The sequence below is a fragment of the Streptomyces sp. NBC_00005 genome, from assembly GCF_045160215.1.
Taxonomy (GTDB): Bacteria; Actinomycetota; Actinomycetes; order Streptomycetales; family Streptomycetaceae; genus Streptomyces.
Genome location: NZ_CP108316.1, coordinates 7992857 through 8018069 on the forward strand (window position 1 = coordinate 7992857; position 25213 = coordinate 8018069).

18 protein-coding genes are annotated in these 25213 nt (G+C 70.3%); 4 read left to right on the forward strand and 14 right to left on the reverse strand.

Features of this window, described 5'->3' with window-relative positions:
• The first annotated feature begins 221 nt into the window (after nt 1-221).
• The 4 genes from OG303_RS36585 to OG303_RS36600 are packed head-to-tail and all read left to right on the forward strand — an operon-like array spanning nt 222 to nt 8738.
• Complete coding sequence (locus OG303_RS36585) at nt 222-1829, forward strand: TIGR02677 family protein (RefSeq protein ID WP_405873895.1); 1608 nt, start codon at nt 222-224, stop codon at nt 1827-1829.
• Nucleotides 1829-3271, forward strand: a complete 1443-nt coding sequence (locus OG303_RS36590) for a TIGR02678 family protein (RefSeq protein WP_405873897.1) — start codon at nt 1829-1831, stop codon at nt 3269-3271. Before OG303_RS36585 ends, OG303_RS36590 begins: the two co-directional genes overlap by 1 nt.
• Nucleotides 3268-7446, forward strand: coding sequence for a TIGR02680 family protein (locus tag OG303_RS36595; protein ID WP_405873898.1), 4179 nt, complete (start codon nt 3268-3270; stop codon nt 7444-7446). The genes OG303_RS36590 and OG303_RS36595 overlap by 4 nt, the downstream gene beginning before the upstream one ends.
• A complete protein-coding gene (locus tag OG303_RS36600) occupies nt 7443-8738 on the forward strand; it encodes a TIGR02679 family protein (protein ID WP_405873899.1) in 1296 nt (431 codons plus the stop codon). Before OG303_RS36595 ends, OG303_RS36600 begins: the two co-directional genes overlap by 4 nt.
• Before the next feature lie 194 nt (nt 8739-8932).
• Here OG303_RS36600 and OG303_RS36605 read toward each other — a convergent pair whose 3' ends face one another.
• The 14 genes from OG303_RS36605 to OG303_RS36670 form a co-directional block, all read right to left on the reverse strand.
• A complete protein-coding gene (locus OG303_RS36605) occupies nt 8933-9730 on the reverse strand; it encodes a hypothetical protein (protein ID WP_405873900.1) in 798 nt (265 codons plus the stop codon).
• 39 nt (nt 9731-9769) lie between these two features.
• Nucleotides 9770-10261, reverse strand: a complete 492-nt coding sequence (locus OG303_RS36610) for a hypothetical protein (protein WP_405873901.1) — start codon at nt 10259-10261, stop codon at nt 9770-9772.
• Nucleotides 10258-11535, reverse strand: coding sequence for an MCE family protein (locus OG303_RS36615; protein WP_405873903.1), 1278 nt, complete (start codon nt 11533-11535; stop codon nt 10258-10260). Before OG303_RS36615 ends, OG303_RS36610 begins: the two co-directional genes overlap by 4 nt.
• A complete protein-coding gene (locus tag OG303_RS36620) occupies nt 11532-12692 on the reverse strand; it encodes an MlaD family protein (RefSeq protein ID WP_405873904.1) in 1161 nt (386 codons plus the stop codon). Before OG303_RS36620 ends, OG303_RS36615 begins: the two co-directional genes overlap by 4 nt.
• Complete coding sequence (locus OG303_RS36625) at nt 12689-13813, reverse strand: MCE family protein (protein WP_405873906.1); 1125 nt, start codon at nt 13811-13813, stop codon at nt 12689-12691. The genes OG303_RS36620 and OG303_RS36625 overlap by 4 nt, the downstream gene beginning before the upstream one ends.
• Complete coding sequence (locus OG303_RS36630) at nt 13810-14790, reverse strand: MCE family protein (protein ID WP_405877668.1); 981 nt, start codon at nt 14788-14790, stop codon at nt 13810-13812. Before OG303_RS36630 ends, OG303_RS36625 begins: the two co-directional genes overlap by 4 nt.
• A gap of 179 nt (nt 14791-14969) precedes the next feature.
• The gene (locus OG303_RS36635; protein ID WP_405873908.1) at nt 14970-16007 is read right to left on the reverse strand and encodes an MCE family protein; all 1038 of its coding nucleotides are present in this window, start codon (nt 16005-16007) and stop codon (nt 14970-14972) included.
• Nucleotides 16004-17248 carry an MCE family protein gene (locus OG303_RS36640; RefSeq protein WP_405873910.1) on the reverse strand — a complete coding sequence of 415 codons (1245 nt, stop codon included), beginning with the start codon at nt 17246-17248 and terminating at the stop codon, nt 16004-16006. The genes OG303_RS36635 and OG303_RS36640 overlap by 4 nt, the downstream gene beginning before the upstream one ends.
• A gap of 5 nt (nt 17249-17253) precedes the next feature.
• A complete protein-coding gene (locus OG303_RS36645; protein WP_405873911.1) occupies nt 17254-18078 on the reverse strand; it encodes an MlaE family ABC transporter permease in 825 nt (274 codons plus the stop codon).
• Nucleotides 18079-18081: 3 nt separating this feature from the next.
• Nucleotides 18082-18852, reverse strand: coding sequence for an MlaE family ABC transporter permease (locus OG303_RS36650; RefSeq protein WP_389034282.1), 771 nt, complete (start codon nt 18850-18852; stop codon nt 18082-18084).
• On the reverse strand, nt 18849-19793 hold the full coding sequence (locus OG303_RS36655) for an ABC transporter ATP-binding protein (RefSeq protein ID WP_405873913.1): 945 nt from the start codon (nt 19791-19793) through the stop codon (nt 18849-18851). Before OG303_RS36655 ends, OG303_RS36650 begins: the two co-directional genes overlap by 4 nt.
• A 179-nt stretch (nt 19794-19972) precedes the next feature.
• Nucleotides 19973-21013 carry a sigma-70 family RNA polymerase sigma factor gene (locus OG303_RS36660; RefSeq protein WP_405873914.1) on the reverse strand — a complete coding sequence of 347 codons (1041 nt, stop codon included), beginning with the start codon at nt 21011-21013 and terminating at the stop codon, nt 19973-19975.
• A gap of 54 nt (nt 21014-21067) precedes the next feature.
• Nucleotides 21068-22120 (reverse strand): lytic transglycosylase domain-containing protein, encoded by a 1053-nt coding sequence (locus OG303_RS36665; RefSeq protein WP_405873916.1) that lies wholly within the window; start codon nt 22118-22120, stop codon nt 21068-21070.
• Between the two features lie 1177 nt (nt 22121-23297).
• The gene (locus tag OG303_RS36670) at nt 23298-24842 is read right to left on the reverse strand and encodes a choice-of-anchor P family protein (RefSeq protein WP_405873917.1); all 1545 of its coding nucleotides are present in this window, start codon (nt 24840-24842) and stop codon (nt 23298-23300) included.
• Nucleotides 24843-25213 lie beyond the last annotated feature (371 nt).

A 25213-nucleotide genomic window follows, 5' to 3' on the forward strand; every position in this document is an offset into this window, starting at 1 on the left:
GCCGGTGCCGGGCTGGATGCCCGATTCGCCTGCCATCAGAGTCCGGCTTGGGCTTGAAGCGTGATCGCAGCTCCCCGGTTCGGCTGAGCTCGGTCTTCCGCGCCAGCAGTTCCCACCGGGACATGCACGCGCTGTACATCGGCGGCCGGAGAGCCCGCACCGCCCAGCCGATTTTCCCGACTTCCTCCGGAGTGTCAGTGGCGGTCCGTACGCTCGGAAGCATGAAGGGGGACGAACTGCACGAGGGATTGGGTGGCGAACGATCAGGTGAGGGGAGCGACAGCGAGGTCTGGCAGCGGCTGAGTGCGTACGCCTATCTCAGTGCGCCCGAGCGGCTGGAGTACGTCGCGGTGATGCGGGTGTTCTGCGGCACTCTGCTCGCGGACCTGGCCGTACCCGATGTGCTCGGCAAGCTGGCGCAGGCGGGTGGTCCGGTGGCGGCGCTTGGTGCGGAGACGCTGACTGCTCGGCTTGAACAGCTTGTGCGTTGGGGGAATCTGCTGCGCAGCACGCACACGGTCACGGCGACCAGCATCGCCGAGTACCAGCGCTCCCGGTCTCGTTATCAGCTGTCCAAGCTGGGGGAGCGCGTACAGCGCGACGCGGACGAGGTGCTGGCCGGAGCGGACGCCGCGCGTGAGGTCAGCAGTGAGCTGCTCACGCTCGTCGACCGGGGCCTTGGCGAGATCGCCGCTCTGGCGGCCGCCCCAGGTGGCGCGGACCCGCAGCAGGCACTGGAGAAGATCAGCACCCTCTTCGCGCAGTTCGCCGAATTCGCCGAGTCGGTGCGGGACTTCTACGCCTACCTGGGCCAGGTACTCGCCCGCTACGACCTCGATGGAGCCGAGTACCAGGGGTTCAAGGAGCTGCTGCTCGACTATGTGGAGGCGATCACCGAGGACGTGTCCTTCCGCGCACCGCGCATCGCCGCGCACCTGCGGGCGATCTGGCCGCACTTGCCCACGCTGCTGAGTCGTATCGACGCCCATGCGGCAGGCATTGGAGCGCTCTCCAGTGCCTTGCCGGAGACGCGGGTGCAGCGCAGCCGGGGGCGTGAACTGGCTGACTGGGAGGGGCTGCGCGACTGGTTTGCCGACAGCGACGGTCAGGGCAGCCAGGTGGACCAGCTGCGGGATGCGACCCTGCGTGCCCTGCAGTCGTTGCTCGCCAACGCCAAGCGGATGCTGCGTTCGGCGTCGGGAGAGATGTCCCGGCGCAGGGACCTGTTGAGGCTCGCGGCCTGGTTCGATGCGGCGGAGCCGGAGGAGGCCCACGACATCGCGGTCGCCGCATTCGGGCTGTACGGGGCACGTCACCTGGGCGTGGCGCCGAATCCCGATGCGTCTGTGCCGGCGTATGTGAGCTGGTGGACCGGGCCCGTTGTGGATGTGCCGGTGGCGTTGCGCGAGCGCGGCAGCCGCGCCCTGCGCGGGCGGTCCGCGGCGGTGGAGGACCACGGCGAGCAGAAGCGGCGCCTGGTGGAGCAGGCACGTGAGCAGGTCGCCGCGCGTCAGGCCGCTGCCGCCGAACTGCGCAGCGCCTCGGGGCGGTTCGACCAGGTCAGGCTGGGCTCCGCCGCCATGCGGCTGCTGCTGGAGCTGCTCACCACCGCCCTCGGCAATGCCCAACTGCACACAGAAGCCGGTGAGTTCCTGCTCGAGGGTGCGCAGGCCGGTGACGAGGACCTGGGCATCAGGCTCACCGCCTGGCGCACCCCGGGCCGGCACACCGTGCTGCGTTCCGTGGACGGCGACCTGACGGCGGACGATCTGACCCTGGTCGTCGACAGCAGCGCGTCGGCGCCCGCCGCCCGGGAGGCGAGCGCCTGATGGCCCTGCCCTCCGCCCACGACGTGGCGCTGGCCGCCGAGCGTCGTACCGCCGCACGTCTGCTGCTGGCCCACCCCCTGGTCACCAGCGGCGGCCCGTACAGCGACTCCTTCCCGCTGATCCGGCGCCACGCCGACTGGCTCGCCCAGCGCTTCCAGCAGGTGTTCGGCTATCGGCTGCTCGTCGAGGCGTCGTACGCCCGCCTGTTCAAGGCGGGCCTTGGCCCCGGATCCGGTCACCGGCTTCAGCGACCGTCCACCGGTACGCCGTTCACGCCACGGACGTACGCCTACCTGGCTCTTGCCCTGTCTGTCCTGGTCACCGCCCCGGAACAGCTCCTGCTCTCCCAGCTCGTCGCCGATCTGAGGGCCGCGGCCGTCGACGCCGGGATCGACATCGACGACACCGGGCGGCAGGCCGAGCGGCGCACGCTGGCAGCCGCGCTGCGGCAACTCGTCGACTGGGGTGTCCTGACGGAGACCGAGGGTCATGTCTCCGCCGTCGCCGAGGAACGGGGCGGCGAGGCGCTCCTCACCGTGGACCGTGAGATTGCCCGTACGGTCGTCGCCGGCCCGCTGGGGCCGAGCCGCGACGGAGCGGATCTGGTGCGTCGCGCAGCCGACCCCGGCTTCGGCGGCCCGCGTACGTACGTCCGCAGGCGACTCGTCGAGACTCCCGTCGTCTATCTCGACGATCTCGCGGGCGCGGAGCGCGAATGGCTGCGGACCCGGCAGCGACGCGAGTCCCAGGCCTTCTCCGAACTGCTGGGCCTGGAGGCCGAGATCCGCGCCGAGGGCATCGCCCTCGTCGATCCGGACGACGAACTCACCGACCTGCACCTGCCCGGTACGGGCACGGTCGCTCAGGCGGCGTTGCTCCTCGTGGAGCGGCTGGTGGACCGGCTGCGCCCCACCGACCCCGGTCACCCGGCGGTCGGCGGCCGGCTGGTCATCGGGGTGCCCGTCCCGGACGGGCTGTTGCCGGAGCTGCTCGACGAACTGGTCGAGGCATACGGACGGCGCAGCAACTGGCAGCGCGGCCTCCTGGACGACCGGGACGCGCTGCTCGCCGCCGTCCTCGACCTCCTGGTCCGCATGCGGCTGATTGCACCTGCTGGTCCGGTGCGCGCGGACGGTCATGGCCTGCCCGAGGGATACGAGGACGCCGTGCCGGACGGCCGCGCGGTCACCGACGTGTCGGGGGCCCGCGCGGCGGGCAGCGGCGGCTGGGTGCTGCTCGCCGCGGCTGCCCGGTTCGCCACGACCGTGGCCGTGAAGCCCGCCACAACCGTGGCCGTGAAGTCCGCCACCACCGTGACCGTGAAACCCCGTACGCCCCGTGCGGAACAGCCCGAGGCTGACAGCGCCGCCCCCGTCAATGCCGAGTCCGTCACTGCCGATTCCGTCACCGCCGATTCCGTCATTCAGGAGCAGCCCCGGTGAACCGCACGCCGTCCCCGCACCGCTACCGCCTGCACCGCGCCGGCATCCGCAACGTCTGGCAGTACGACGAGCAGGAGTTCTCTTTCGGCGAGGGCCGCCTGCTGCTGCGCGGCAAGAACGGCGCGGGCAAGTCCAAGGCTCTTGAGATGTTGCTGCCGTACCTCCTCGACGGGGACGCCCGCGCCCTGGACGCCACCGGCACGGGCCGTACCACGCTGCCGTGGCTGATGCTCGACGGATTCGAGCAGACCAACCGGCTGGGCTACCTGTGGGTGGAGTTCGCGCGGACGGACGCGGAGGGGGAGCAGCACCATCTCACTCTCGGTGCGGCCATCCGGGCCTCTCAGTCGACCAGGACGGCCAAGCCCTTCTTCTTCGTCACCCCGCTGCGGGTGGGCGAGGACCTGCACCTGGCCCCTGCAGCACAGCCGCTCCCCATCGACCAGCTCAAGTCGTGTGTCGGCGCGGAGAATGTCACCGACCGCGCCGTGGAGCACCGGGCACGCGTTGCCCGCGAACTGTTCGGCCTCACCGATCCGGCGCGCTACCGCAACCTGCTCCACCTGATGCACCGCCTGCGCCGCCCCACCATCGGCGACCGCATCGACTCCGGCGGCCTGGTCAGCGTCCTCGCCGAGACACTGCCCGCGCTCGACGACGAGGTCGTGGAGAAGGTGGCCCGCAACCTCGACGACCTGGACGCCGTACGCAACGACCTCGGGCGCCTGGAGCGGACCGACGAGGCATTGCGGACCTTCCTCTCCGGTTACCGCGGCTATCTGCACGGGGCGCTGCGCCGCCGGGCCGGCCAGGTGAGTGACGAACTGGAACGGCTGGCGCAGTACCGGCGCGCGGCGAGCGACGCGGCGCGGAAGGCGACCGAACTCCGTACGGACGAGGAAGAAATCGCCGCCCGCCTCGACGTTCTCGTGGCGGAGTCGGAGGCGGCCGAGACGGATCTCGCTGCCCTGCACGCCAGTGCCGCCTACCGCAGCCTGCAGGAGCTCGGGGAGAAGCGCGCCACGGTGAGCGCGCTGCACAGCGCGGCAGCGACCGCATTCAAAGCCCTGCGCCAGGCCCACAGCGGTCAGGAAGAGGCAGGGCGACGGCTCACCGACGATGCCGGAAGGCTTGGTGCGGAGCTGACCGAACTCGCCACCGCCCACGGAGAGTTGCTGCGGGAAGCGGAGCGCTCCGGACTCGATCCCGTACACCTGGGAGAGCCCCCGCTGGCCCCTGTGGCGCCGCTCGCCCCCGCCGCGGCAGCTCAACTCACGGCACCGGACGGCGACTTCCACCTCATCCGGCACAGCGAAGTACTGGCCCTCGACACGCAGACCTGCGCCGACGCCCTGCACGCCTGGGACACCCAACTGGACGCCGCGGGATCGGTGATCAGAAACCGTGTCCGGGCCGTCACCGAGTTGATCGCGCTCCTGGAGAAGGCACGCCTGGCGCGGCGGGAGGCACAGGAGGCCGACGCTGCCCGGGAACGCCTGGAGGAGCAGGCGGAGGAGACACGTGCCCGGGCCGGGCGCCGCCGGGAGGAGGCGGCACGCGAGGGCGAGGCGTACGCCGACGCCGTCCGGGTCTGGACCGGGCGACTGCACAGCCTCACCGGTGTGCCGCTCGACGCGTTGCGCGCGCTGACCGTTCACGACCCGGCACAGGATCCGCTGCCTGCGCACGTTCCCGAAGCGGTGGCCGACACGGCACGCTCACTCCTCGACGAGTGGCTGGCAGCACTGGGCGAACAGCGCGACACCCATGCCGTGGCGATCCGTGAACTCACGGCCGAACACCGCCGCCTGCGCCACGACCGGGACGACTGGGAACGCCGTACCGACCCCGCGCCCACACCCCCACCGCACCGCTCGGCACCGCGCACAGCCGGCACCGGCGCACCCCTGTACCGGCTCGTGGACTTCAAGGTGGACTTGAAGGACGGCACAAGTCCGGCCGCAGGCCCAGGGCTGGAGGCCGCACTCGAAGCGAGCGGCCTGCTCGACGCCTGGGTGCTGGCCGATGGCACCGTCCTGGACCCGAACGCGCTGGACACCCTCCTCGTCCCCCAAACCCCTGCCGCCGGCCCCACGCTCGCCGACGTGCTGCGTCCGGTCGCGGCGCCGGACAGCGGGGTGACGGCCGAGCGGGTCGAGAGTGCGCTGCGGGCAGTGGCCTTGGTGACCGAGGGAGCCATGGAGGCGACCGGGGAGTCCGTGATCGGCACGGACGGCTCCTGGAAGCTGGGCGCCGCCTGCGGTCGACACATCAAACAGACCGCCGAATACGTCGGTGCGGAGGTGCGCGCCGAGACCCGCCGCCGAGCCCTGGCCGAACTCGACCGGCAACTCGCCGAGGTGCAGGAGCAGTTGATCGAGCAGGAGCGGAGGCTGCGCCTGCTGACGGAGCACCGCACGCAAGTGGCCGACACCCTGAGCCACCCGCCCGCCGCACGGGGCCTGACCGACGCCTGGGCCCGCGCCGCCGAGGCCGAGCGCACCGCCCAGGTCCTTTCCGGCCAGGCGTCCGCGGCCGCCCGCGAGGCGGAGCAGGCGCGCGCCCGCGCGGTCGCCGCCCGCCGCGAGACCGAAGCCACGGCAGGCGCACACGACCTCCCCGCCGATCCCACCGCCCTCGACTCCGTACGACTCGCCCTGGACCGTCTCACCACCGGTACCCAGCGGCTGCGCGGGCGGCTGCGCACCGTCGCCGCATCCGCCGACGGCCACCGCCAAAGCCGCGAGGACTACGAACGTGCTCTGACCTCCCGCGCAGAGGCGGAGTCCGACTATGCCGAGCCGCTCACCCGCCTGGACGCGGCGCGCCGCACGGTGCAGGCCTTGGAAGAGGCCCTGGGCGCGTCGGAGCAGGAGATCCTCGCTCGTGAGAACGAAACCAAGCGCCGCCTGGAGGCGGTACGGCGCCAACTTCCCGGCGTACAGCGGGACATGGGCGACACCCACGACGCACGTGTGCGCGCGGAGGAGGACGAGCGGGTACGACGCCAGGCGCAGGTCGAGCAGGAGGGCGAGGCGATCGCGAGCGGAAGACGACTGCGTACGGCCTTGTCCCTACCGGGCGTTGGCAGAGGCGCCGGCCTCGACCTCCCGACTCAAGAGGAGGCAACTGCCGCCGAGGACGACGCAAGCGACCGCACCAGGGCACTGCGCCGACTGACGGAAACCGTGCGAGGCTCCCTGGACGCCGAGCGACGCGACCTCTCGGACACCGCCCTCCTCAACCGTCACACGGAGCTGCGCGACCAGCTCTCCGGGGGCTACGACGCCACCCTCGAGGAACACGACGGCATCAAGGTCTGCCGCCTCGTCGACGACCACGGCGCACACGACATCGCCGTGGTGGGCGAACGCATCGCCGCACAGGCGGCCGACGCACGCGAACGGCTGACGGAACGCGAACGCGAGGTGTTCCAGCGGTTTTTGACGGGAGAGCTGGGCGACCACCTGTCGGCCCAGGTCCTGGCCGCCGGGGCGTTGGTGGCCGCCCTGAACACCACCCTGTCCACGGTCCGCACCTCACACGGACTGGGCATCACGCTCGACTGGAAACTGGCCGATGCAGTGGAGGCCGACGTCAGGGCGGCCGTCGACCTCCTGCGCAGCCCCTCCGGACTGCGCACACGCGACCAGTCCGAACAACTCCGCGACGCCCTGCAGCGCCGCATCGAAGACGCCCGCCGCGCCGACCCGGCCGCAGGCTACGCGGCCCACCTGCGCACCGCCCTCGACTACCGAGACTGGTTCACCTTCACCCCCTGGGTCGTCAACGACGCGGCACCCGCCAGCCGCCGCAAACTCTCCGGCCGCACCGGTCTCAGCCAGGGCGAGCAACGCGTCCTGTCCTACCTCGTCCTCTTCGCCGCCGCAGCGGCACACTTCACCAGCCTCGCCGAAGCAGCCCCGCACGCCCCCCGCCTGATCCTGCTCGACGACGCCTTCGCCAAGGTCGACGAGCCCACCCACGCCCGCCTCGGCCGCATCCTGGTCGACCTGGACCTCGACTTCGTCCTCACCAGCGAACGCCTCATCGGGAACTGGCCCGACGTACCGTCCCTGCACATCTACGAGTGCCTGCGCGACCCGCACGTACGAGGTGTGGCCACCCTGCACTACACGTGGAACGGACGACAGCGGCGGCTGATGTCGGTATGACGCACCGAGACGCCCAAACCGAGCCCCGGGACGCCGAGACCCTCACCTTCCTCACCCGCCCGGGCCTCACCCGCCTGTGGACCGCCGCGCGGACCCGCCTGGAACGCAACGGCCTGCAGCCGACCGGCACGATCAGGCTCCAGAACCTGGACGCTGAGGAACGCGAAGCACTGTCCCTCCTGCTGGCGCGACCACTCAGCACCCCCACCGCCACGATCCGCCTGCCGGACCTCGATACCCGCCTGCGCACCAGCGCACTCGCCCAAGGCCTGACCGCGACCCTGGAAGAACTGGGCCCACCCCTGACCGACCGCCGCGCGGCCCGCGACGAGGCGGTGGCCCAGCGCGCCGGTCTGTGGTCCGCGGCGGAGGCGGCCCTCGCCGCGACCTCCCTGTCCGCACAGCCGTGGGCGGTCCGCTGGCTGGAGGAGACCCGACGTGCCGGCACGATCGCCCGCCAGGACCCACATACCGCAACCACCGTCCTCACCCAGGCGATCGGAACCCTGGCAACGCTCTTCCCCGGCACCGACGCGAACCCCACCCCCGTCGTCTGGGGCCGCGGCGAACTGGCCACCCGCACCACCGGTTCAGCGCACGGTTTGGACGACGGCACGGTCCTCGCCCGCCTGGTCCTGCGCGGCATCGCCCTGGCCACGGGTGCCGAGCAGCCCACCGATGCACCGGGACGCCGGGCCCTGTGGCGCCTGGCCTCGGTCACTCCGGACGAGGTGTCCAGCACGGTGCTCACCTACGGCCTGCGGCCGACGGGAGGGACCTGGGGCGAGCAGCTTCTGTGCCGGCGGGCAGACCACCACCTGGAAACCCACCTGACCTTGCGCGAACTGCGCGCCCTGCAGCTGGAGTTGCCTGCCCACACCCGCATCCACGTCTGCGAAAATCCACGCGTGGTCGAAGCCGCGGCCGACGCCGGCTGCACCGCGCCCCTGATCTGCACCTCGGGCAACGCGACGACGGTCGTACTGACACTGCTGGACGCACTCGCCGCCACCGGATGCGTCTTCGCCTACCACGGTGACTTCGACTGGCCGGGCATCGCCCTGTCCAACCGCGTCATGGATCGATACGGCGCCGAGCCTTGGCGGATGAGAGCGCAAGACTACGAATACCTCGCCACGCGCACCCAAGTACACGGCACACCACAGCTACTCCTGTCCGGGCCGAGGATCGAGGCCATCTGGGATCCGGAACTGGCCTCGACGATGGATGCCTTGGGAATCGTCCTGCACGAGGAGGCGGCTCTCGATCTGCTGTTGGAAGACCTGTCATAGACGGGCGACGCGCGCCCGACAACGTGTCGCGGTGTCGAAGAGGAGGGGCTGCTGCGCAGAACGATGTGCGGTGACAGCCCACGATGGTGAACCAGCGGTTATCGCGGCTCGTGGAGACCGTTGTCTCGGGCTCCGGGAGGAACCAGGGGAACAGAACCCGGCGTACAGCCCGACTCGTCTGGGAGAAGCGGATGTCAGAGCGCGTCGACGGTGCTCACCTTCCAGCCGTCGGCCGTAAGGGACAACGTCATCCGCACCCGGTTCAGGTCCACCCGGGAGCCCGAGACCTGGGTGCTCGTGGTCACCTGGTTGACGAAGAGGAGAAGCACGGCCCGGTCCGCAGAGACTGAGACCACGGAGGCTGCCGGGGAGCCGCCGGTGGGCTGCGCCACCGTCGCTTTCACCACCCCGTGGTACTTCCTGGCTGTCGGCCCGACCACCGTCGTGGTGGTCTTCTGGTATTCGTCGCGGAAGTGCCCGGTGAGCCGGGCGCGCGCCGCGGCGAAGTCGCGGTCCAGATGCCGGTAGTCGTACGACAGAACGACAGGCGCCGCCTGCCGCGCGGCCGTGAGTGCCTGCACCCGGGCCTGCTCGGCCCGCGCGTCCTCCCGGTACCGCCACCCGAGCACGCCGACCGCGACCAGGCCCGCCGCGAGCAGGACGCACAGGACCGCGTTGAGTCGCCGCCGCAGACCGCGCCGCGTCGCCGTACCTGGGCCGGGCTCGCCCTCCTCCTCCGGCCGGTCCTCCCCGAAGGACTCCGGCGAGGGCTCGGGCGGGTCGTCCCAGCCGTCCTCCCCTTGGGCCTCGATGAGCACGGTGCGTCCGGCGTCGGGTGCCTTGGGCTGCCCCGGGGCCTCCTCGTCGGTGGCCGCCGGGCCCGGCTCGCGGTGGCCGCGCTCCGCGCGCTTGGCCGCCGCGCGGGCGGCCGCGGTCATGGTGCGCCGGGTGCCGGGACCGGAGCCGCTGCCTCGGGTGGTCGTCTTCGCCACGGTCTTACTCCTCATGGTGGTACGGCGGGGAGGGTGCGGTCAGCCGACGAACTCGACGTCGGAGGTCAGCCAGCGGCCGTCCCCGTGCACCAGGTCGAGCTGCAGCCGATAGGTGCGCGCCTCGCCCTTGGGCACGGCGGTGTTGGTCACCTTGCTGTCGGCGACCACCAGGACGCGGGCCGAGTGCTCGTCGGACCGGACGATGCCCGCTTCGAGGACCTGGCCCTCGGACACGGACTTGTTCTCGGCGACGAGCTTGGTCAACTGCCCGGTCTGCGCGGCGAACTGCTTCTTGAAGTCGCCGGTGGCGTCCTCGAGGACGTTCGCGCTGTCCCGGTCGTAGTGCCGGTAGTCGAGCGAGGTGAAGTTCAGCGCCGACTGGCGGGCCGCAGCCAGGATGTCCTGGCGCCGCTGCTCCGCCTCGCGTTGGTCGTGGAGCCCAAGGCTCAGCCAGAGCGTCAGCGCGGTCGTGAGGACGGTCGCCACGACGAGCCCCACCGACCACGCCCTGCCCGTCAGGGCCCTGCTCATGCCATCGGTCCAACGAGCAGCCATTGCCACGACTCCTTTCCGAACACGGCCTGTTGGCCGCCCGTCGAGCCGATCTCGACGGGCCTTCCGTCCGGACCGGTGGCAGTGCCGGTCTCCGGGTCGTACGGCGTGACGTACGCCGTCTGGTTCGTACCGCCGGAAGTGGCGGACGCGCCGGGGGCGTTCTGCGCGCCCCGCACCGACGTCTTGCTTCCGCGCGGGGCCGTGCAGCGCGCGTCGGTGTTCGCCTTGCGCGTGCTGGTGTCCGCGGGGTCGCGCCATGTCGTTCCGTATCCCTGGGTGCACGGCGGCGGGTCGTCGGCGTTCACCACCAGGCCGAAGTGGGTGGTGCCGTCGCCCGGAACGACCGTGTAGCTGCCCGCGACCAGTGCCGGGAAGGTGACCAGGGTCTGCTCCACGCCGGGCAGGTGTGCCAGGGTGACCTGGCCGCCGCTGATCAGGTTGGCCAGCAGGACCGACAGCCGTGGTCCGGTGGACTTCAGCAGCGAGTTCACCTGTTGCGCGGCCGGCGTCGCGTTGCCGATCAGCTTGCGCAGGTCCCCGTCGCTCGACTTCAGCTGTGCGGAGAGTGCCGCCAGATCGTGCGCGAACGACTTGATGGACGAGCCCTGGTCGGCCTGCGTCTTGAGGACCTTCCGCGAGTCCTCGATGAGTGAGATCGTCTGGGGCAGTGAGTCGGACGCGGACTCGACGAGCGCGTTGCCCGAGTCCACCAGCCGGCTCAGGTTCGGTCCGGTGCCGGAGAAGGCCTTGCCCAACTCGTCGACGGTGACCCGTAGATCGTCCTTGCCGACCGAGTTCACCAGCCGGTCCAGGCTGAGGACCAGGTCCGTCGTGGGCAGCGGCACGCGGGTGCTGCCGCGCGGGATGGAGCTGCCGTCGAGCAGATACGGGCCGTGGGAAGTGCGCGGCTGCAGATCGACGTACTGCTCGCCCACCGCCGAACGGTTCGCCACCACGGCGAGCGTGTCCGCCGGGATGTGCGGCGCGCCGTCCTTGATGTCGAGGGAGACCGAGACCCCGTCGGAGCCGGTCAGCCGCAGCGCGCCGACGCGACCCACCGGCACCCCGCGGTAGGTGACCTCGGCGCCGGGGAAGATGCCCCCGGAGTCGGCGAAGTCCGCCTGCACGGCGTAACCGCGGCCCAGGAGGTCGTCCACCAGGCCCGTGTACTCGGCGCCGACATACGACACTCCGACGGCGGTGACGACGGCGAAGGCGAGCAACTGGACTTTGACCGTACGTGTGATCACGGCTGAACCCCCTTCAGCATCAGTTCCGCGAGCGCCAGGTCGATCCCCTCGGGCAGCTCTCCTTGGGTGGTGTAGCTGCTGGTGCACACCGGCGGGCACAGCGGACCGCCGCCGCCCGATGGGGCCGACGGGACCGAGGGGGACGGCACACTCGGGGTGCTGGGCAGCGCGGTGGGCGTCGGGACGGCCGGCAGGTCCGGAAGATCGGGTACGTCGGGGGTCTCGGGTTCCTGGGAGTTGTCGTTGCCGGACTTGCCGGAATCGCCCGCCAGGTTGCCGTAGAGGTCCGACAGATCGAGGTCGGCGGTCAGGTCGAGGTTGACGTAGTCGCCCTTGACGGCGTCCACCGCGTTGCGCGGGAACGGGTAAGTGGTCAGCAGTTCGAGGGAGTTGGGCAGGTCGTTGCCCGCCTTGTTCAATTGCTGCAGGATCGGCCGCAGTTGCCTGAGGTTCGCGACCGTGTCGTCGTGCGAGGCCGTGACCACCTTGGTGCCCGTCTTGCCCAGCTTCGACAGGGCGGTGAGCATCTTCGTCAGATCGCGCCGCTGGTCGGCAAGGACCTTCAGGGCGGGCGGCATCGTGTCGACGGCCTTGGCGATCGTCTTCTTCTCCTTCCCGAGCCGCTTGGCGAGCGCGTCGACAGCCTTGAGGGCACGGACGATGTCCGCGCGCTGGGCGTCCAGGCCGCCGACGAACGTGTTCAGCTCCTTGAGCAGCGATCTGACCCGGTTCTCCCGGCCGTTCAGGGCCTTGTTCAGCTCCACGGTGATCGTCTTGAGCTGGGCCACTCCGCCGCCGTTGAGCAGTGCGGACAGCGCCACGTACTTCTCGCCGAGCATGCTGGTCTGGCGCAGCTCGGCGACCGCGTTGGCGGGCAGCTTCACCGAGTCGGCGACCCGCAGCCGTACGCGCGCGTGCCAGCCGTTGAGCTGCACCTTCTCGACCGCGCCCACGGTGACGTTGTTGACCTTCACCGCCGACTGCGGCACCAGGTCGAGTACGTCGCGGAACTCGACGGTGACGTGGTAGGCGTGGCCGTCCGCGGCGGCACCGCCGGGCAGCTGGACGTCGTACCAGCCGTTGAACTCGCAGCCGGTCAGCAGCAGCGAGCCGACGGCTGCCCAGGCGACCGCCCCGCCCTTGCGCAGTGCGCTCATGCGTTGGCCCCCAGAATTCCGCCGAGCGTGCGGTCGACCGTGCCTGTCACCGCGGAGCCCTGAGGCACCTTCGGCAGGGAGTCGAAGAGCTCCTTGAGCTCCTTGCAGTCGGGGTTCTTGCCGCCTTCGTCGCCGGTCGTTTTCAGTACGGAGCACAGCAGCGAGGCCGGATCCTGCGCCTGCTGGGCGTTGTTGCGGGTGTCGAGGGTGCCCGAGGACGGGTTGTAGGCGTTGTTCAGGTTCGACAGACCCGTGGGAGCGACCTTCAACAGCTCCTCCAGCGCGGCCCGTTGGGTGACGAGTACCTTGGTCACCTTGCTCAGACCCTTCACGTCAGAGGTCAGCGACTTCTTGTTCTTCTTCACGAAGTGGGAAACGTCGCCGAGCGCCGTTGCCAGGTTCTGCAGCGCCGCCGCGAGGTCCTTGCGCTCACCCGCGAGCTGCCCGGCGACATCGGCGAGGCTGGTGTTGAACGACCGCACGCTCTTGTCGTCGGCGGCCAGCGCCGCCGTGAACACCTGCAGATTCCGGACCGTGCCGAAGAGGTCCGTGCGGCCGTCGGACAGCGTGGTGACCGCCTGCGAGAGGTCCTCGACCGTCTGGTTGAGGTTCTTGCCCTGGCCGTGGAGGTTGTCCGCGCTCACCCCGAGCAGCCGCGACAGCGAGCCGTCCTTGTTGGCGCCCTTGGGGCCGAGCGCTTCGGCCGTCGTGTGCAGACTGTCGAAGATGCGGTCCAGCTCGACCGGTACGGCCGTGCGCTTCTCGGGGATGACGGCGCCGCTGCGCATCGCCGGACCGCTGCGGTAGACCGGCAGCAGTTGTACGTAACGGTCGCTGACCACCGAGGAGTTGATGATCGCGGCCTTGGCGTCGGCCGGGACCTTGCGGCCCGCGTCGTACTCCAGCTCCACCCGCACCCGCTCGCCCTGCGGCGTGATCCTCTTGACCTCGCCGATCCGGACGCCGAGGACGCGGACGTCCGAGCCGGGGTAGATGCCGACGGTGCGTGGGAAATACGCGGTGACGTGCACGGACTCGGAGCGCGGCCACAGCACGTAGGTGAGAGCGGCGACCAGGGCGAGTGCGGTGAGCAGGGCCAGGCGCCTCTTCAGGTTCTTCACTGCGAGCCTCCCGTCCGCGGTACCACCGGAGCGGCGACCAGGTTCTGGACGTAGCTGTCGAACCAGCGGCCGTTGCCGAGGGCGTTGGTGAAGACCCGTACGTAGGGCGCGAGCAGCCCGACGCTCCGGTCGAGGCTGGACTCATTGCGTTCGAGCATCTGCACCACGCGGCCCAGGCCCTTGAGCGCGGGCCCGATCTCCTTGTCGTTGTCGTCGACCAGGCCGGAGAGCTCGATGCCGAGCGTGGCGGAGCTCTTCAGCAGCTTGTGGATCGCCTTGCGCCGCTTGCTGATCTCCTTGAACAGCTTGTCGCCGTCCGTGACCAGCGCGGAGAAGTCCTTGGAGTGGTCGGCCAGTACGCCCGTGACGCCGTTCGCGTGGTCCAGGAGTTCGCTCAGCGCCTTGTCGCGCGAGGCCACCGTCCGGGAGATCTTCGACAGGCCCTTGATGGACGCCCGTACCTCGGCGGGCGAGTCCTGGAAGGTGGTGGAGATGGTGTCCAGCGCCTTCGCCAGCCGGTCGGTGTCGACGTCCTCCGTGGTCGTGGTGAGGTCGCTGAAGGCCTGTACGACGTCGTACGCCGGAACCGTCCGCTTCAGCGGGATCTCGTTGCCGGGCTTCAACTGCCCCGGTCCCTTGGGGTACAGCGCGAGGTACTTCGCGCCGAGGATCGTCTTGACCCGGATCGACGCGCCGGTCTCGGTGCCGAATTTCGGATCGCCCTTGATCTTGAAGGTGACTTTGACATGGTCGCCGTCCAGATCGACGTCATCGACCTTGCCGACCTTGACGCCGGCGATCCGCACCTCGTCGCCGGGCTTGAGGCCGCCCGCCTCCGAGAAGGCCGCGCTGTACGTCTCGCCGTCGCCGATCAGCGGCAGGCTGTCGGCGTTGAACGCGGCCACGGCCAGCAGCCCGAGGACGGTGAGACCGACGGCGCCGATCACCACGGGATTGCGCTCCCGGAACGGGGTCAACCGCGGGCGGCGTACCCGGATACGGGGCAGCTTGGGTGGGTCGATGCGGACTTTCACCAGGGGTTCCGGGTGGCGGGGGCGGGGTGCCCGGCGCGGCAAGAGCCGTATTTTCGGGAGCTTGGGTGGGTCGATGCGGACCTTGACCAGCGGCTCCGGGCGGCGCTTGCGGGAGCGCTTCATCATGCGCCGCACCTCGCCCTCGCCACGTGCAGCTCCGGTGTGAGCACCTGCTTTGTCTTCGGCAGCACGATCCGGCCGTCGAAGTCGCAGAGGTAGAAGTTGAACCACGAGCCGTAGGACGCCGTCCCCGTCAGCTCGCCCAGCTTGTTCGGCAGCCGCTTCAGCACGCCCTCCACGGTCTTCTCGTTCTTGTTGAGCGTTCCGGTCAGATCGGTCAGCTCGGCGATGTCGCCCTTCAACGGTGGACGCGCGTCCTTGAGCAGCCCCGAGGTGGCGTCCGTCAGGTCGCCGATGCTCACCAGCGACTGCCCGATGGGCTTGCGGTCGGCGGACAGTCCCGAGATCAGCCGGCGCAACTGCTTGAGCAGCCCGGAGAAGCGGGTGCCGCGCTTGTCCAGCGTCTCCAGCACGGTGTTGAGGTTGTCGATCACCGAGCCGATCAGCTTGTCGCGGCTTGCCAGGGTCGTGGTGAGCGAAGCCGTGTGCACGAGCAGGCTGTTCACGGTGCCGCCCTCGCCCTGGAGTGTCCGGATGATCTCGGTGGCGAGCTGGTTGACGTCTTGCGGGCTGAGCGCGGCGAACAGTGGCTTGAAGCCGTTCAGCAGCGCGTTGAGGTCCAGCGCGGGCTGGGTGCGCGACAGCGGGATCGTGGCGCCGGGCTTCAGCCGGGTGCCGTCTCCCGCGCCCTCGGTCAGGGCGACGTAACGCTGTCCGACCAGGTTCCGGTAGCGGACGACCGCGCCGGTGCTGCTGCGCAGCGGACGGTCCGCGCTGACCGTGAAGGTGACCTGCGCCAGCGTCCGGTCCTTGATGCTGATGCCCTCGACCTCGCCGACTCGTACCCCGGCCACCCGGATGTCGTCGCCCTTCTCCAGGCCGGTGACATCGCTGAACACCGCGCGGTACGTGTGCTCGGGGGTGAGGGAGATGTTGACGATGGTGGCGGCGAGCAGGGCCGTCGCCAGGATCGTCACCAGGGCGAAGAGGCTGAACTTGATCAGCGGTGCGGCGGCCTGTCGGGCTCCTGTGGTCCTCATGTGACACTCACCGCCGTCCCGCGCGCCATCGGCCCGAACAGCAGGGTCGCGACCGGCGGCACCTGGTCGGCGGGCACGCCCATGACGGGCGCCACGAGCGAGCCGACGGCGCGCTGCTCGGCCCGGGTGGCGGACACGCCGACCGGGCCGGACGAACTCCCCTTCTTCGAACCGTCGTTGAGGTGGACCCCGGGCGCGGGCACCGGCGGATGGGGCAGCTCGCGGCAGTTGGGCCCCGACCGTTCGCCGTAGCGGGGATACTCACCCGGTTCGTACGCCCCCTGCTGGCGGACGACTTCGAGCGTGATGTGCATCTTGCCGCCGCGGAACGCCTGCTCGGAGGCCTGCTCCTCGCGGACCAGGCCGGCCAGGAGGCAGGGGTACTCGGGCGAGTAGCGGGCGAAGAGGTCGAGCGTGGGGCGGGAGATCCGGCCCAGGGTGATCAGCCGGTCGCCGTTCGCGTCGAGGAAGTCGTCCGCGGTGCCCGCGGCGGTGGCCGTCGTGGTGAGCGCGGACGCGAGCCGGTCCCGCTGCTCGACGATGGTGCGGCTGGTGGTGACGGTGTTGCGCAGGATCTCCATCAGGTCGGGAGCCGCGTCGCCGTACGCCTCGGCGACGTCGGCCAGGCGTGCGAAGTCCTCGGTGAGGGACGGCAGGTGGGGATTGAGGCGGTGCAGATAGTCCTCCACGCGCGTGAGGTTGTCGCCGATCCGGTCGCCGCGCCCTTCGAGGGCGGTGGCGAACGCGGAGAGCGTGGCGTTGAGCTTGCCGGGCTGCACGGTCCGCAGCAGCGGCAGCAGGTCGTTCATCAGCTGCTGGAGCTCGATGCCGACACGGGTGCGGTCCTGGGTGATGACGTCCCCGGCGCGGATGGGGCGAGCTGACGGGTGCGCGGAGTGCGCGGGCGCGACCAGATCGACGTACTTCTCGCCGAACAGCGTTTTGGGCAGCAGGCGGGCGTGCACGTCGGAGGGGATGTGGGCGACGTACTGCGGCTTCAGCGCGATGTCGAGCGTCGCCTTCGTCCCGTCGGCGTGCACCGCGCGCACCTCGCCGACCAGCAGTCCGCGCAGCTTGACGTCGGCCCGCGGATCGAGCTGGTTGCCGAGGCTGTCGGCCTCCAGCTTGATCCGTACGGCCGGGGTGAACACCTGCTGGTACACGGCGACGGACAGGGACAGCAGCAGGCCGAGCACAGCGAGGAACACCAAGCCGTACAACCGCAGTCTCAGCACTCTCATACGGCTCACCCCGCAATCCGCACGGTCGTGTTGGCGCCCCAGATCGCCAACGACAGGAAGAAGTCCAGGACGTTGATCGCGACGATCGAGGTCCGCACGGCGCGGCCCACGGCCACGCCGACGCCCGCCGGGCCGCCGCTCGCGTAGTAGCCGTAGAAGCAGTGCACCAGGATGATCAGGACGGCGAAGACGAGCACCTTCCCGAAGGACCACAGCACGTCGACCGGCGGCAGGTACTGCTGGAAGTAGTGGTCGTAGGTGCCCGCGGACTGCCCGTAGTAGCCGGTGGTGATGGTGCGGGCGGCGAAGTACGAGGACAGCAGCCCGATCACGTACAGCGGGATCACCGCGACGAAGCCGGCGATCATCCGGGTGGTCACCAGGAACGGCAGCGAGGGGACGCCCATGACTTCGAGCGCGTCGGTCTCCTCGCTGATCCGCATCGCGCCGAGCTGCGCCGTGAACCCGGCGCCGACCGTGGCGGACAGGGCGAGCCCGGCCACCAGCGGGGCGATCTCCCGGGTGTTGAAGTACGCCGAGAGGAACGCCACGAAGTTGGAGGTGCCGAGCTGGTTGAGCGCGGCGTACCCCTGCAGGCCCACCTCCGTGCCGGTGAAGAACGACAGGAAGGCGATGACGCCGACCGTGCCGCCCACGACGGCGAGCGCGCCGCGGCCGAAGCTCACCTCGGCGAGCAGCCGCAGGATCTCCTTCTTGTAGCGGCGCACGGTGCGGCCCGTCCACGCCAACGAGCGGCCGTAGAAGGAGAGTTGGGCGCCCAGCGCCTCGAGTGAGCGCAGCGGGCGGGCGAGGAGTCTTTGAGGTCGCATCGGCTAACCCCTCTGCGGGACGACCTGGAAGTACACCGCGGTCATCACGAAGTTCGTCACGAACAGCAACATGAAGGTGATCACCACCGACTGGTTCACCGCGTCGCCCACGCCCTTGGGCCCGCCCTTCGCCGTAAGTCCCTTGTACGAGGCGACGATTGCCGCGATCGCGCCGAACACCAGCGCCTTGATCTCCGCCGCCCACAGGTCGGACAGCTGGGCCAGCGTGGTGAAGGAGGCGAGATAGGCGCCCGGTGTGCCGTTCTGCAGCACGACGTTGAAGAAGTAGCCGCCTGCGACACCGACGACGGACACCAGGCCGTTGAGCAGCACCGCCACCACCATCGACGCCAGCACGCGCGGGACGACCAGCCGGTGAATGGGGTCGATGCCCAGCACCTGCATCGCGTCGATCTCCTCGCGGATCTTCCGCGCCCCGAGGTCCGCACAGATGGCCGTGCCGCCGGCGCCCGCGATCAGCAGCGCGGTGACGATCGGCGATGCCTCCCGCAGCACCGCAAGGACCGAGGCGGCCCCGGAGAACGACTGGGCGCCGAGCTGCCGGGTCAGACTGCCGATCTGCAGCGCGATGACCGCGCCGAAGGGGATGGACACCAGGGCCGTCGGCAGGATGGTGACGCTCGCGACGAACCAGGCCTGCTGGATGAACTCCCTTGCCTGGAAGGGCCGTCGGGGCATGGTCCGGACGACGTCCAGGGCCATCGCGAAGAGGTTCCCCGACTGCCTGAGCGCCCCGGTCGGTGACAGGCTCATGCGTCCGCCACCGCCTTCCGGTGCAGCTCGGCCTCGCGTCTCGCGATCGCCTCCCAGCGGGGCGGGCGGGTGATGCCGGGGCCCGGCAGCAGGCGCGGCGTCATGTCGTTGCCGACGTGGCGGGCTTTCCGGTCCGCTTCGCCGAGCCGCGCCAGCTCCTGCTCGACCTGCGCGGCGTCCTTCTCCTCCGCCATGCCGATCGGGCCCTGCATCCGGCCGTTCAGGAACTGCCGTACGACCGGCTCGTCACTGGTCAACAGCTCCTCGCGCGGCCCGAACATGACCAGCTCGCGCCGGAACAACAGCCCGATGTTGTCCGGCACTTGGCGGGCCGAGGCGATGTCATGGGTGACGATCAGAAATGTCGCGTTGATCTGCGCGTTGAGGTCGACGATGAGCTGGTTGAGGTACGCGACGCGCACCGGGTCGAGGCCCGAGTCCGGCTCGTCGAACAGGATGATCTCCGGGTCGAGCACCAGCGCCCGCGCCAGCCCGGCCCGCTTGCGCATCCCGCCGGAGATCTCGCCGGGCAGCTTTCCCTCGGAGCCGATCAGCCCGACCATGTCCATCTTCTCCAGCACGATGCGCCGGATCTGGCTCTCGGGCTTACGGGTGTGCTCGCGCAGCGGGAAGGCGATGTTGTCGTACAGGCTCATCGAGCCGAACAGCGCCCCGTCCTGGAACAGCACGCCGAAGAGCTTCCGCACTTCGTAGAGCTCGTGCTCGCGCAGTTTGGTGACGTCCCGGCCCGCGACTTTCACGGAACCGCGCTCCGGCTTCAGCAGTCCGACAAGCGTCTTGAGGAACACCGACTTGCCCGTACCCGAGGGGCCGAGCATGACCGAGACCTCCCCGGCGGGCAGCGTCAGCGAGACGTCCTGCCAGATGACCTGGTGACCGAAGGACTTGGTCAGCCCTTCCACACAGATCTCGACACCCATCCGGTCCACCCTTCAGCCGTGGAGCAGCTCCGACATCTGCTCTACGGGGAGGGGCGGGGCGTCCGTCGCGACGGACGCGGATTTTTTTTCCGGCCTCTTGCGGCCGGGGTTCCACCGGGTGGACGGCAGCGTTTTTTCCGGCGGTTCTACGGGTTCCACGGCGTGCTTTGGGCGCGGTTCTACGGCAGTGCGGTCGGCGTCGGTACCTCGACCGGGGCGGAGGGCGTGGCGAGAGCATCAGGGACGGCCGGAAGCGTCGCCGGGACCGTGGACGTGGCCGGCAGATCGGGGCGGCCGGGCACGCTCGGCAGGTCGGACACGCCGGGGACGTCGGGGACGGACGGCGCCGGTGACAGCGAGGCGTCCGGCAGCGGTGGCACCGACAGCGGCAGCAGCGACCGGTCGTGATTGCCGGACGGCACCGTCGGCGCCGTCCCGGGAGGCGTCGAAGCGGCCGACAGACCGCGGGCGTTCGGGGCGGCTGCCCGGCCGGCGCCGTCGGGCCGGACGGTCTGCGTCGTCGCCCGGGACATACGGGACGCGGAGGGGCGAGCCGTGCCATGCCCGTCCCCACCGTGGACGTACGGCAGCACGAGCCCCGTCACCACCAGGGTCGCGGCTGTCGAGGTCACCGCCACAGCCTGCGCGTGTCCGCCTGCGCGCAGCTTTCCGCGCCCCCACAGGAAGAGGGCGAGGCCCAGCGTTCCGGCCAGCGAGTTGCGCAGCGTGCGCCGGGCCCGGGCGAGCAGCGACTCGACGGTGCGATAGCTCAGCCCCATGCGCACGGCGACCTGGCCGACGTCGAGGTCCTCGGACTTCAGCCGGAGCGCTTCGGCCTGGCGCGCGGGCAGTTCCCCGCTGCGCACGGCCAGCCACTTGGCCTCGGCCCGGTCGCACACCGCCTCCTCGACGGGCACCGGGCCCGGTGCGACGAGCGTGGGGCTGCTGCGTACCTCGGCCTCGCGGTTGACCTGGCGGTACCGGTCGACGCACAGCCGCATGGTCACCGTCGTCAGCCAGGCGCCGATGCGCTCGTCGTCCAGATCGGGGCGCTCCGCGGCGCGCAGCATCGCCTCGTGCACCGCGTCCTCGGCGTCCTCCGGGCTCATCGACCTGCGCCGGGCCACCTTGAGCAGTTGCTCGCGGTGGCTCCACATGCGCTGCCAACGGTCATGGGCCGCCTGTATATCCGCGGGCATGTCGGGCATGTCCATCGCCATGAGGGCCCCTTCGCGCTCACCCGCCGGTCCGGTGCCGTCCGGCGGGTGGCGACATTACCGCCCAGTATCCGCAGTTGTGGAGGGGGCGGAGGCCATCGAATCCACACCGTTGCTGGTCAGCGGGCCGCCGCTGGGCAGCAGGTCGCCGCCGGGCAGTTCGATCTCCGTGCCGGGCGCGGGGAGTTGGGGTTCCTTCGTCTCCTTGCCCCCGCCCGCCGAACGGGACGTGCCGGGGGTCGGCGAGGCAGGTGCGGACGGAGTCCGGGACGGGGAGGCGCTGGGACGGGGGGACGGTGTCGGCTTCGGCGTGGGTTTCGGCCGCGACGGCTCGGGGCGTGCCGAAGCCTCCGCGGAACTGTCCGGCACCACCCGGTGCCCTTGCAGGAAGTACGCGTACCAGGCCCTGACCGTGCGGAGATACGCCCCTGAGTGGTTGTAGCCGAGGGCCGCCCGGTCCAGCTCGGCCGGGTCGGAGAGGTCCCGCCCGCCCGCGCACAGATAGCGCCCGGCGGCGAGTGCCGCGTCGAAGACGTTGTCCGGGTCGGCCCGCCCGTCGCCGTTGCCGTCCGTGCCCCAGCGCGCCCAGGTCGACGGGATGAACTGCATCGGTCCGACCGCCCGGTCGTAGACCGGGTCCCCGTCGTACGCGCCGCCGTCGGTGTCCCGCACGACGGCGAAGGCGCCGCCGTCCAGCCGCGGCCCCAGGATCGGCGCCGCGGTGGTACCGTCCGCCGTCACCCGACCGCCCCGCGCCTGCCCGGACTCCACCTGGCCGATCGCGGCCAGCAACTGCCACCGCAGCCGGCAGCCGGGCGCGGTGCGCGCGAGCTCCGCCTCGGCGTGCCGGTAGGCGGCGAACACGCTCGCCGGCAGCGCGGCGCCCGCCACCGACGCCCCGCGCTTGCCTTCCTGGGCCCGCAGCGGCGGGAGGTCGGTGCGGTACCGGGTGTCGCCCGACACACTCGGCTCGTGCTCGGCGGGAGCCTGCCGCGGGAGCACGGAGGCCTGCGACGGGACCGCCCCCGGCGGCTGCGACGCGGTCAGCGCCGCCATGGCCACCGCCGCGATCGTCGCACCCCTGGCGCCTCTGGCTCTGTGCCCTGCCATGTAGCGCTCCCCTCCTTGTGGGCTGATGTCGTCTGCTCTACGGAGGAGGGCGGCGGGTCCGTCGCACGGAGCGGGGCGATTTCGGGAAGAGGGTCCGCATGCGCGTCCATCAAGACCTCCCTGAGCGGCCGGGGCGGTCCGGTCCCGACGGGGGACCCGAGCTGGGCGCGCACGCGGGAGAGGCTGCTGCGCAGAACGATGTGCGGTGACAGTCCACGGTTGTGAACCAGCGGTTATCGCGGCTCGTGGATGGCGTCCCAGGCTCCGCGAGGAATCCGGGGGAACAGCCCCGGCGTACAGCCCAACTCGTCTGCCGGCTGGGTTCTGGCTGCCTCCTCCTGGAGGACCTCAGACGAGGGGAATGCCCCTCACGGCTGACGATTCAAGGCGAACCATGCCGGTGCCTTTCTGGCTGGCACGACGGGGCAGTCACCTGGCACCGGCTGCTGGCAGAAACTGGCTGCGTTCACCGTGCCACGAAACACGCAGCGCCTCACGTGCCCGGGTGCAAACGACAAACAGCAGGCTCAACTCACCCAGGAGGTCCTCTCGGTGCTGCTGAGGGTCGATCTATTCGGCAGTGACTGCGCTGCGCATGGGGACGACTCCGTCGTTCACCCCGGCGACAGCCATGCAACGGAACTCCAGGCCCTTCATCCGGTGCATCGTCCCGATACGTACCCCGTCACCCGTCGCTGATGACATACCAAGGACAGTCGCGGACACACCGCGCTGAAAGGCCAACCACCCGCCAGCCGCGTCCCTAACCTCACGGGTCAATACACCTAGGACGGCCAGTTCGAGAGGAGGAATTGCGCGTTGAGCCGACGCTCGTGAGGGCGCGTTTCACAGGTCGACTGGCGACGTGTCGTCGCCGAGCTGTGGGACCACGCGTGTCATCAAGCGCTCTTCCAGGACGGACGCGTAGATGGCGGCTCGGGTGGTGGCGGGGTGGCTCGGTGGCCAGATCCCGCGGTGGAAGACGCAACGGCGACCGCGGAAGAGCATCACTGTCGTGGCGGCGATGACCACGTCGCCCGTGGTGTCGGGTACGACTTCGCAGGCGACTGACTCCAGTTCGCCGCCCCGTCGTTCGCAAAGATCCTGGACAGCCCGGAGGGCGGACCGGAGGAATACGTCCGTGTATTCCTCCGGTCCGCCCCAGCTGGCGGGGTCGTCAGTCACCGCAGTTGTGCATCGCGCTGTCCGTCGAGGCAAGAACGACCTCGCCGCCGCCGTCGGGAAGGACGAGGCGGATGCCGTTGACCTTGAGGCCGGCGTCGGTGCCGGTCGAGGGCAGTTGTTCGTTCACGATGAGCCGGCCACCTCCGACGAGCGGGATCTCCTTGTTGGGGTCACCCGACACGGTAACCGGAGCTCCCGCGATCTTCAGGGTGAGTGTGGTGCTGCCCGTGGTCTTGCCGCACTCGCTGCTGGAGTTCGCGGTGAGCCCGGACACCTCGATGAGGGGCACACCGGGCAGTCCGATGCGTGCCTGCGCCACGGTCGAGGTCGCCGTGACCTTGCCGGGGGCGAGCGTCGTGGTGACCTTGGGGCACAGCTTCTGCACGGACAGCAGGAGCGAGGTGTACTCGGCCGAGCACGGGGTGTCGGTCGCGGTCGCGTCCGCCGTGCGGACGGTTCCGGTGTCGGGTTGCGGGTCGATCTCCAGCAGCGGTACGCCGATGAGGCCGACGTGCGCCGAGATGCCGTAGGCGCGGCCTGTCGCGTATTGGAGCTTCAGCTGTGCGGAGGTGTCGGAGGCCAGGTAGCCAGCGTCACCGGCAAAGGACGCGTGCAGCGGGACGGTGGCAGAGTCGGTCAGCGGCTGGTCCACCGACGCGACGGTGCAGCTCGCGGTACCCGTGTCGCTCGTCGTTCCCGTGCACGTCTGCTCGTCGTCTCCGGTTCCGAGGTCGAAGCGCACACTACGTCCGGGCACCGGGTCTCCGTGGAAGTCGGTGAGCTTGGCGGCCAGTTGGGCCGGGGTGCCGTTGGCGAGGTGCGTCACTCCGGTGTAGTCGAGTTTGGTCGGTGAGGTTAGGCCCACTTCGGCGGACGTGCTGGAGGGGTTGTAGTCGTCATCGCCGCCGAAGGTGACCGCGACAGGCACCGTGTTGGACGTTCCTTGCGGCTGTTCGACGGAGGCGATGGTGCAGGTCGCCGTGCCGGATGCGGTGGTGGTGCCCGTGCACGTCTGCTGTGTGGCCCCCGTGCCCAGCGCGAACCGCACGGCACGACCGTTGATCGGCGTCCCGAAGTTGTTGGTGAGCTTCGCCGAAAGGCTGGCCGGTGAACCATTCTCCGCGCTGTCGGCACCGGTGTAGGTGAGGGCCGTGTCCACCTTGTGGGGCTGCTCGGGACCGGTGCAGTCAGCGGCCTGGAAGCAGGGCAGGAAGTAGTAGGCGGTGATGATTCCGAACGGCCTTCCGTCGCCCGAGCGTGGGTCGTTGTGGGTGACGTACACGACGACGAGGCTGAAGTCCGTATTGGTGCAGATCACCCGGTTGTCCGGGGCGGGGACACAGAGGCCCTCGGTGCCGACGGTCTCCTGGATGTCCTCGTGGTCGGGCACCACACCGTGTTCCAGGATGTGACGCCTGCCGAAGCCGTCCACGGGCGGATTGCACTCGGGGCTCTTGCAGTCGCTCTGCCCCTCGCGCAACGGGATGTCGTTGCCCGCCGTACCCCGGAAGGAGTCGACGACGGTCCAGTCGATCATGTGGGGGTTCGGATCCCCGGGATCGGCGGTTGCAGTACCGGGTGTGACGAGAGCACCCAGCAAACCCAGGAGCAGGGCGAGCAGGGCTGATGTCAGATTTCGACGGGCCCGGTTATACGCCGGGACACGCGTGGGCGTGCGCGGGTGACCGTGAAGAACCGGCACGGAATCCCCTCCTTGTGACCGGGCCGCCCGATGACGGCCCGGCGCCCCCGCGACGTCCTGACCGCCCCGGGGATACCCACCCTGCCGTCAGGTAAGGGACATGACAAACCCTTGTTGTGTGACGGCGAGTCGGTCAGCGCACGGTCAGCAGTTACATGCGTTTGGAGGCCAGTGATCAGGCCCTTCATTCGCCGCAGAATCCCCAA

Excerpts from the sequence above, each read along its gene's own strand:
- OG303_RS36585 (WP_405873895.1), top strand. The coding sequence starts at position 222 with ATGAAGGGGGACGAACTGCACGAGGGATTGGGTGGCGAACGATCAGGT.
- OG303_RS36590 (WP_405873897.1), top strand. The coding sequence starts at position 1,829 with ATGGCCCTGCCCTCCGCCCACGACGTGGCGCTGGCCGCCGAGCGTCGT.
- OG303_RS36600 (WP_405873899.1), top strand. The coding sequence starts at position 7,443 with ATGACGCACCGAGACGCCCAAACCGAGCCCCGGGACGCCGAGACCCTC.
- OG303_RS36610 (WP_405873901.1), bottom strand. The coding sequence starts at position 10,261 with ATGAGCAGGGCCCTGACGGGCAGGGCGTGGTCGGTGGGGCTCGTCGTG.
- OG303_RS36620 (WP_405873904.1), bottom strand. The coding sequence starts at position 12,692 with ATGAGCGCACTGCGCAAGGGCGGGGCGGTCGCCTGGGCAGCCGTCGGC.
- OG303_RS36635 (WP_405873908.1), bottom strand. The coding sequence starts at position 16,007 with ATGAGGACCACAGGAGCCCGACAGGCCGCCGCACCGCTGATCAAGTTC.
- OG303_RS36640 (WP_405873910.1), bottom strand. The coding sequence starts at position 17,248 with ATGAGAGTGCTGAGACTGCGGTTGTACGGCTTGGTGTTCCTCGCTGTG.
- OG303_RS36645 (WP_405873911.1), bottom strand. The coding sequence starts at position 18,078 with ATGCGACCTCAAAGACTCCTCGCCCGCCCGCTGCGCTCACTCGAGGCG.
- OG303_RS36650 (WP_389034282.1), bottom strand. The coding sequence starts at position 18,852 with ATGAGCCTGTCACCGACCGGGGCGCTCAGGCAGTCGGGGAACCTCTTC.
- OG303_RS36655 (WP_405873913.1), bottom strand. The coding sequence starts at position 19,793 with ATGGGTGTCGAGATCTGTGTGGAAGGGCTGACCAAGTCCTTCGGTCAC.
- OG303_RS36660 (WP_405873914.1), bottom strand. The coding sequence starts at position 21,013 with ATGGCGATGGACATGCCCGACATGCCCGCGGATATACAGGCGGCCCAT.
- OG303_RS36665 (WP_405873916.1), bottom strand. The coding sequence starts at position 22,120 with ATGGCAGGGCACAGAGCCAGAGGCGCCAGGGGTGCGACGATCGCGGCG.
- OG303_RS36670 (WP_405873917.1), bottom strand. The coding sequence starts at position 24,842 with ATGATCGACTGGACCGTCGTCGACTCCTTCCGGGGTACGGCGGGCAAC.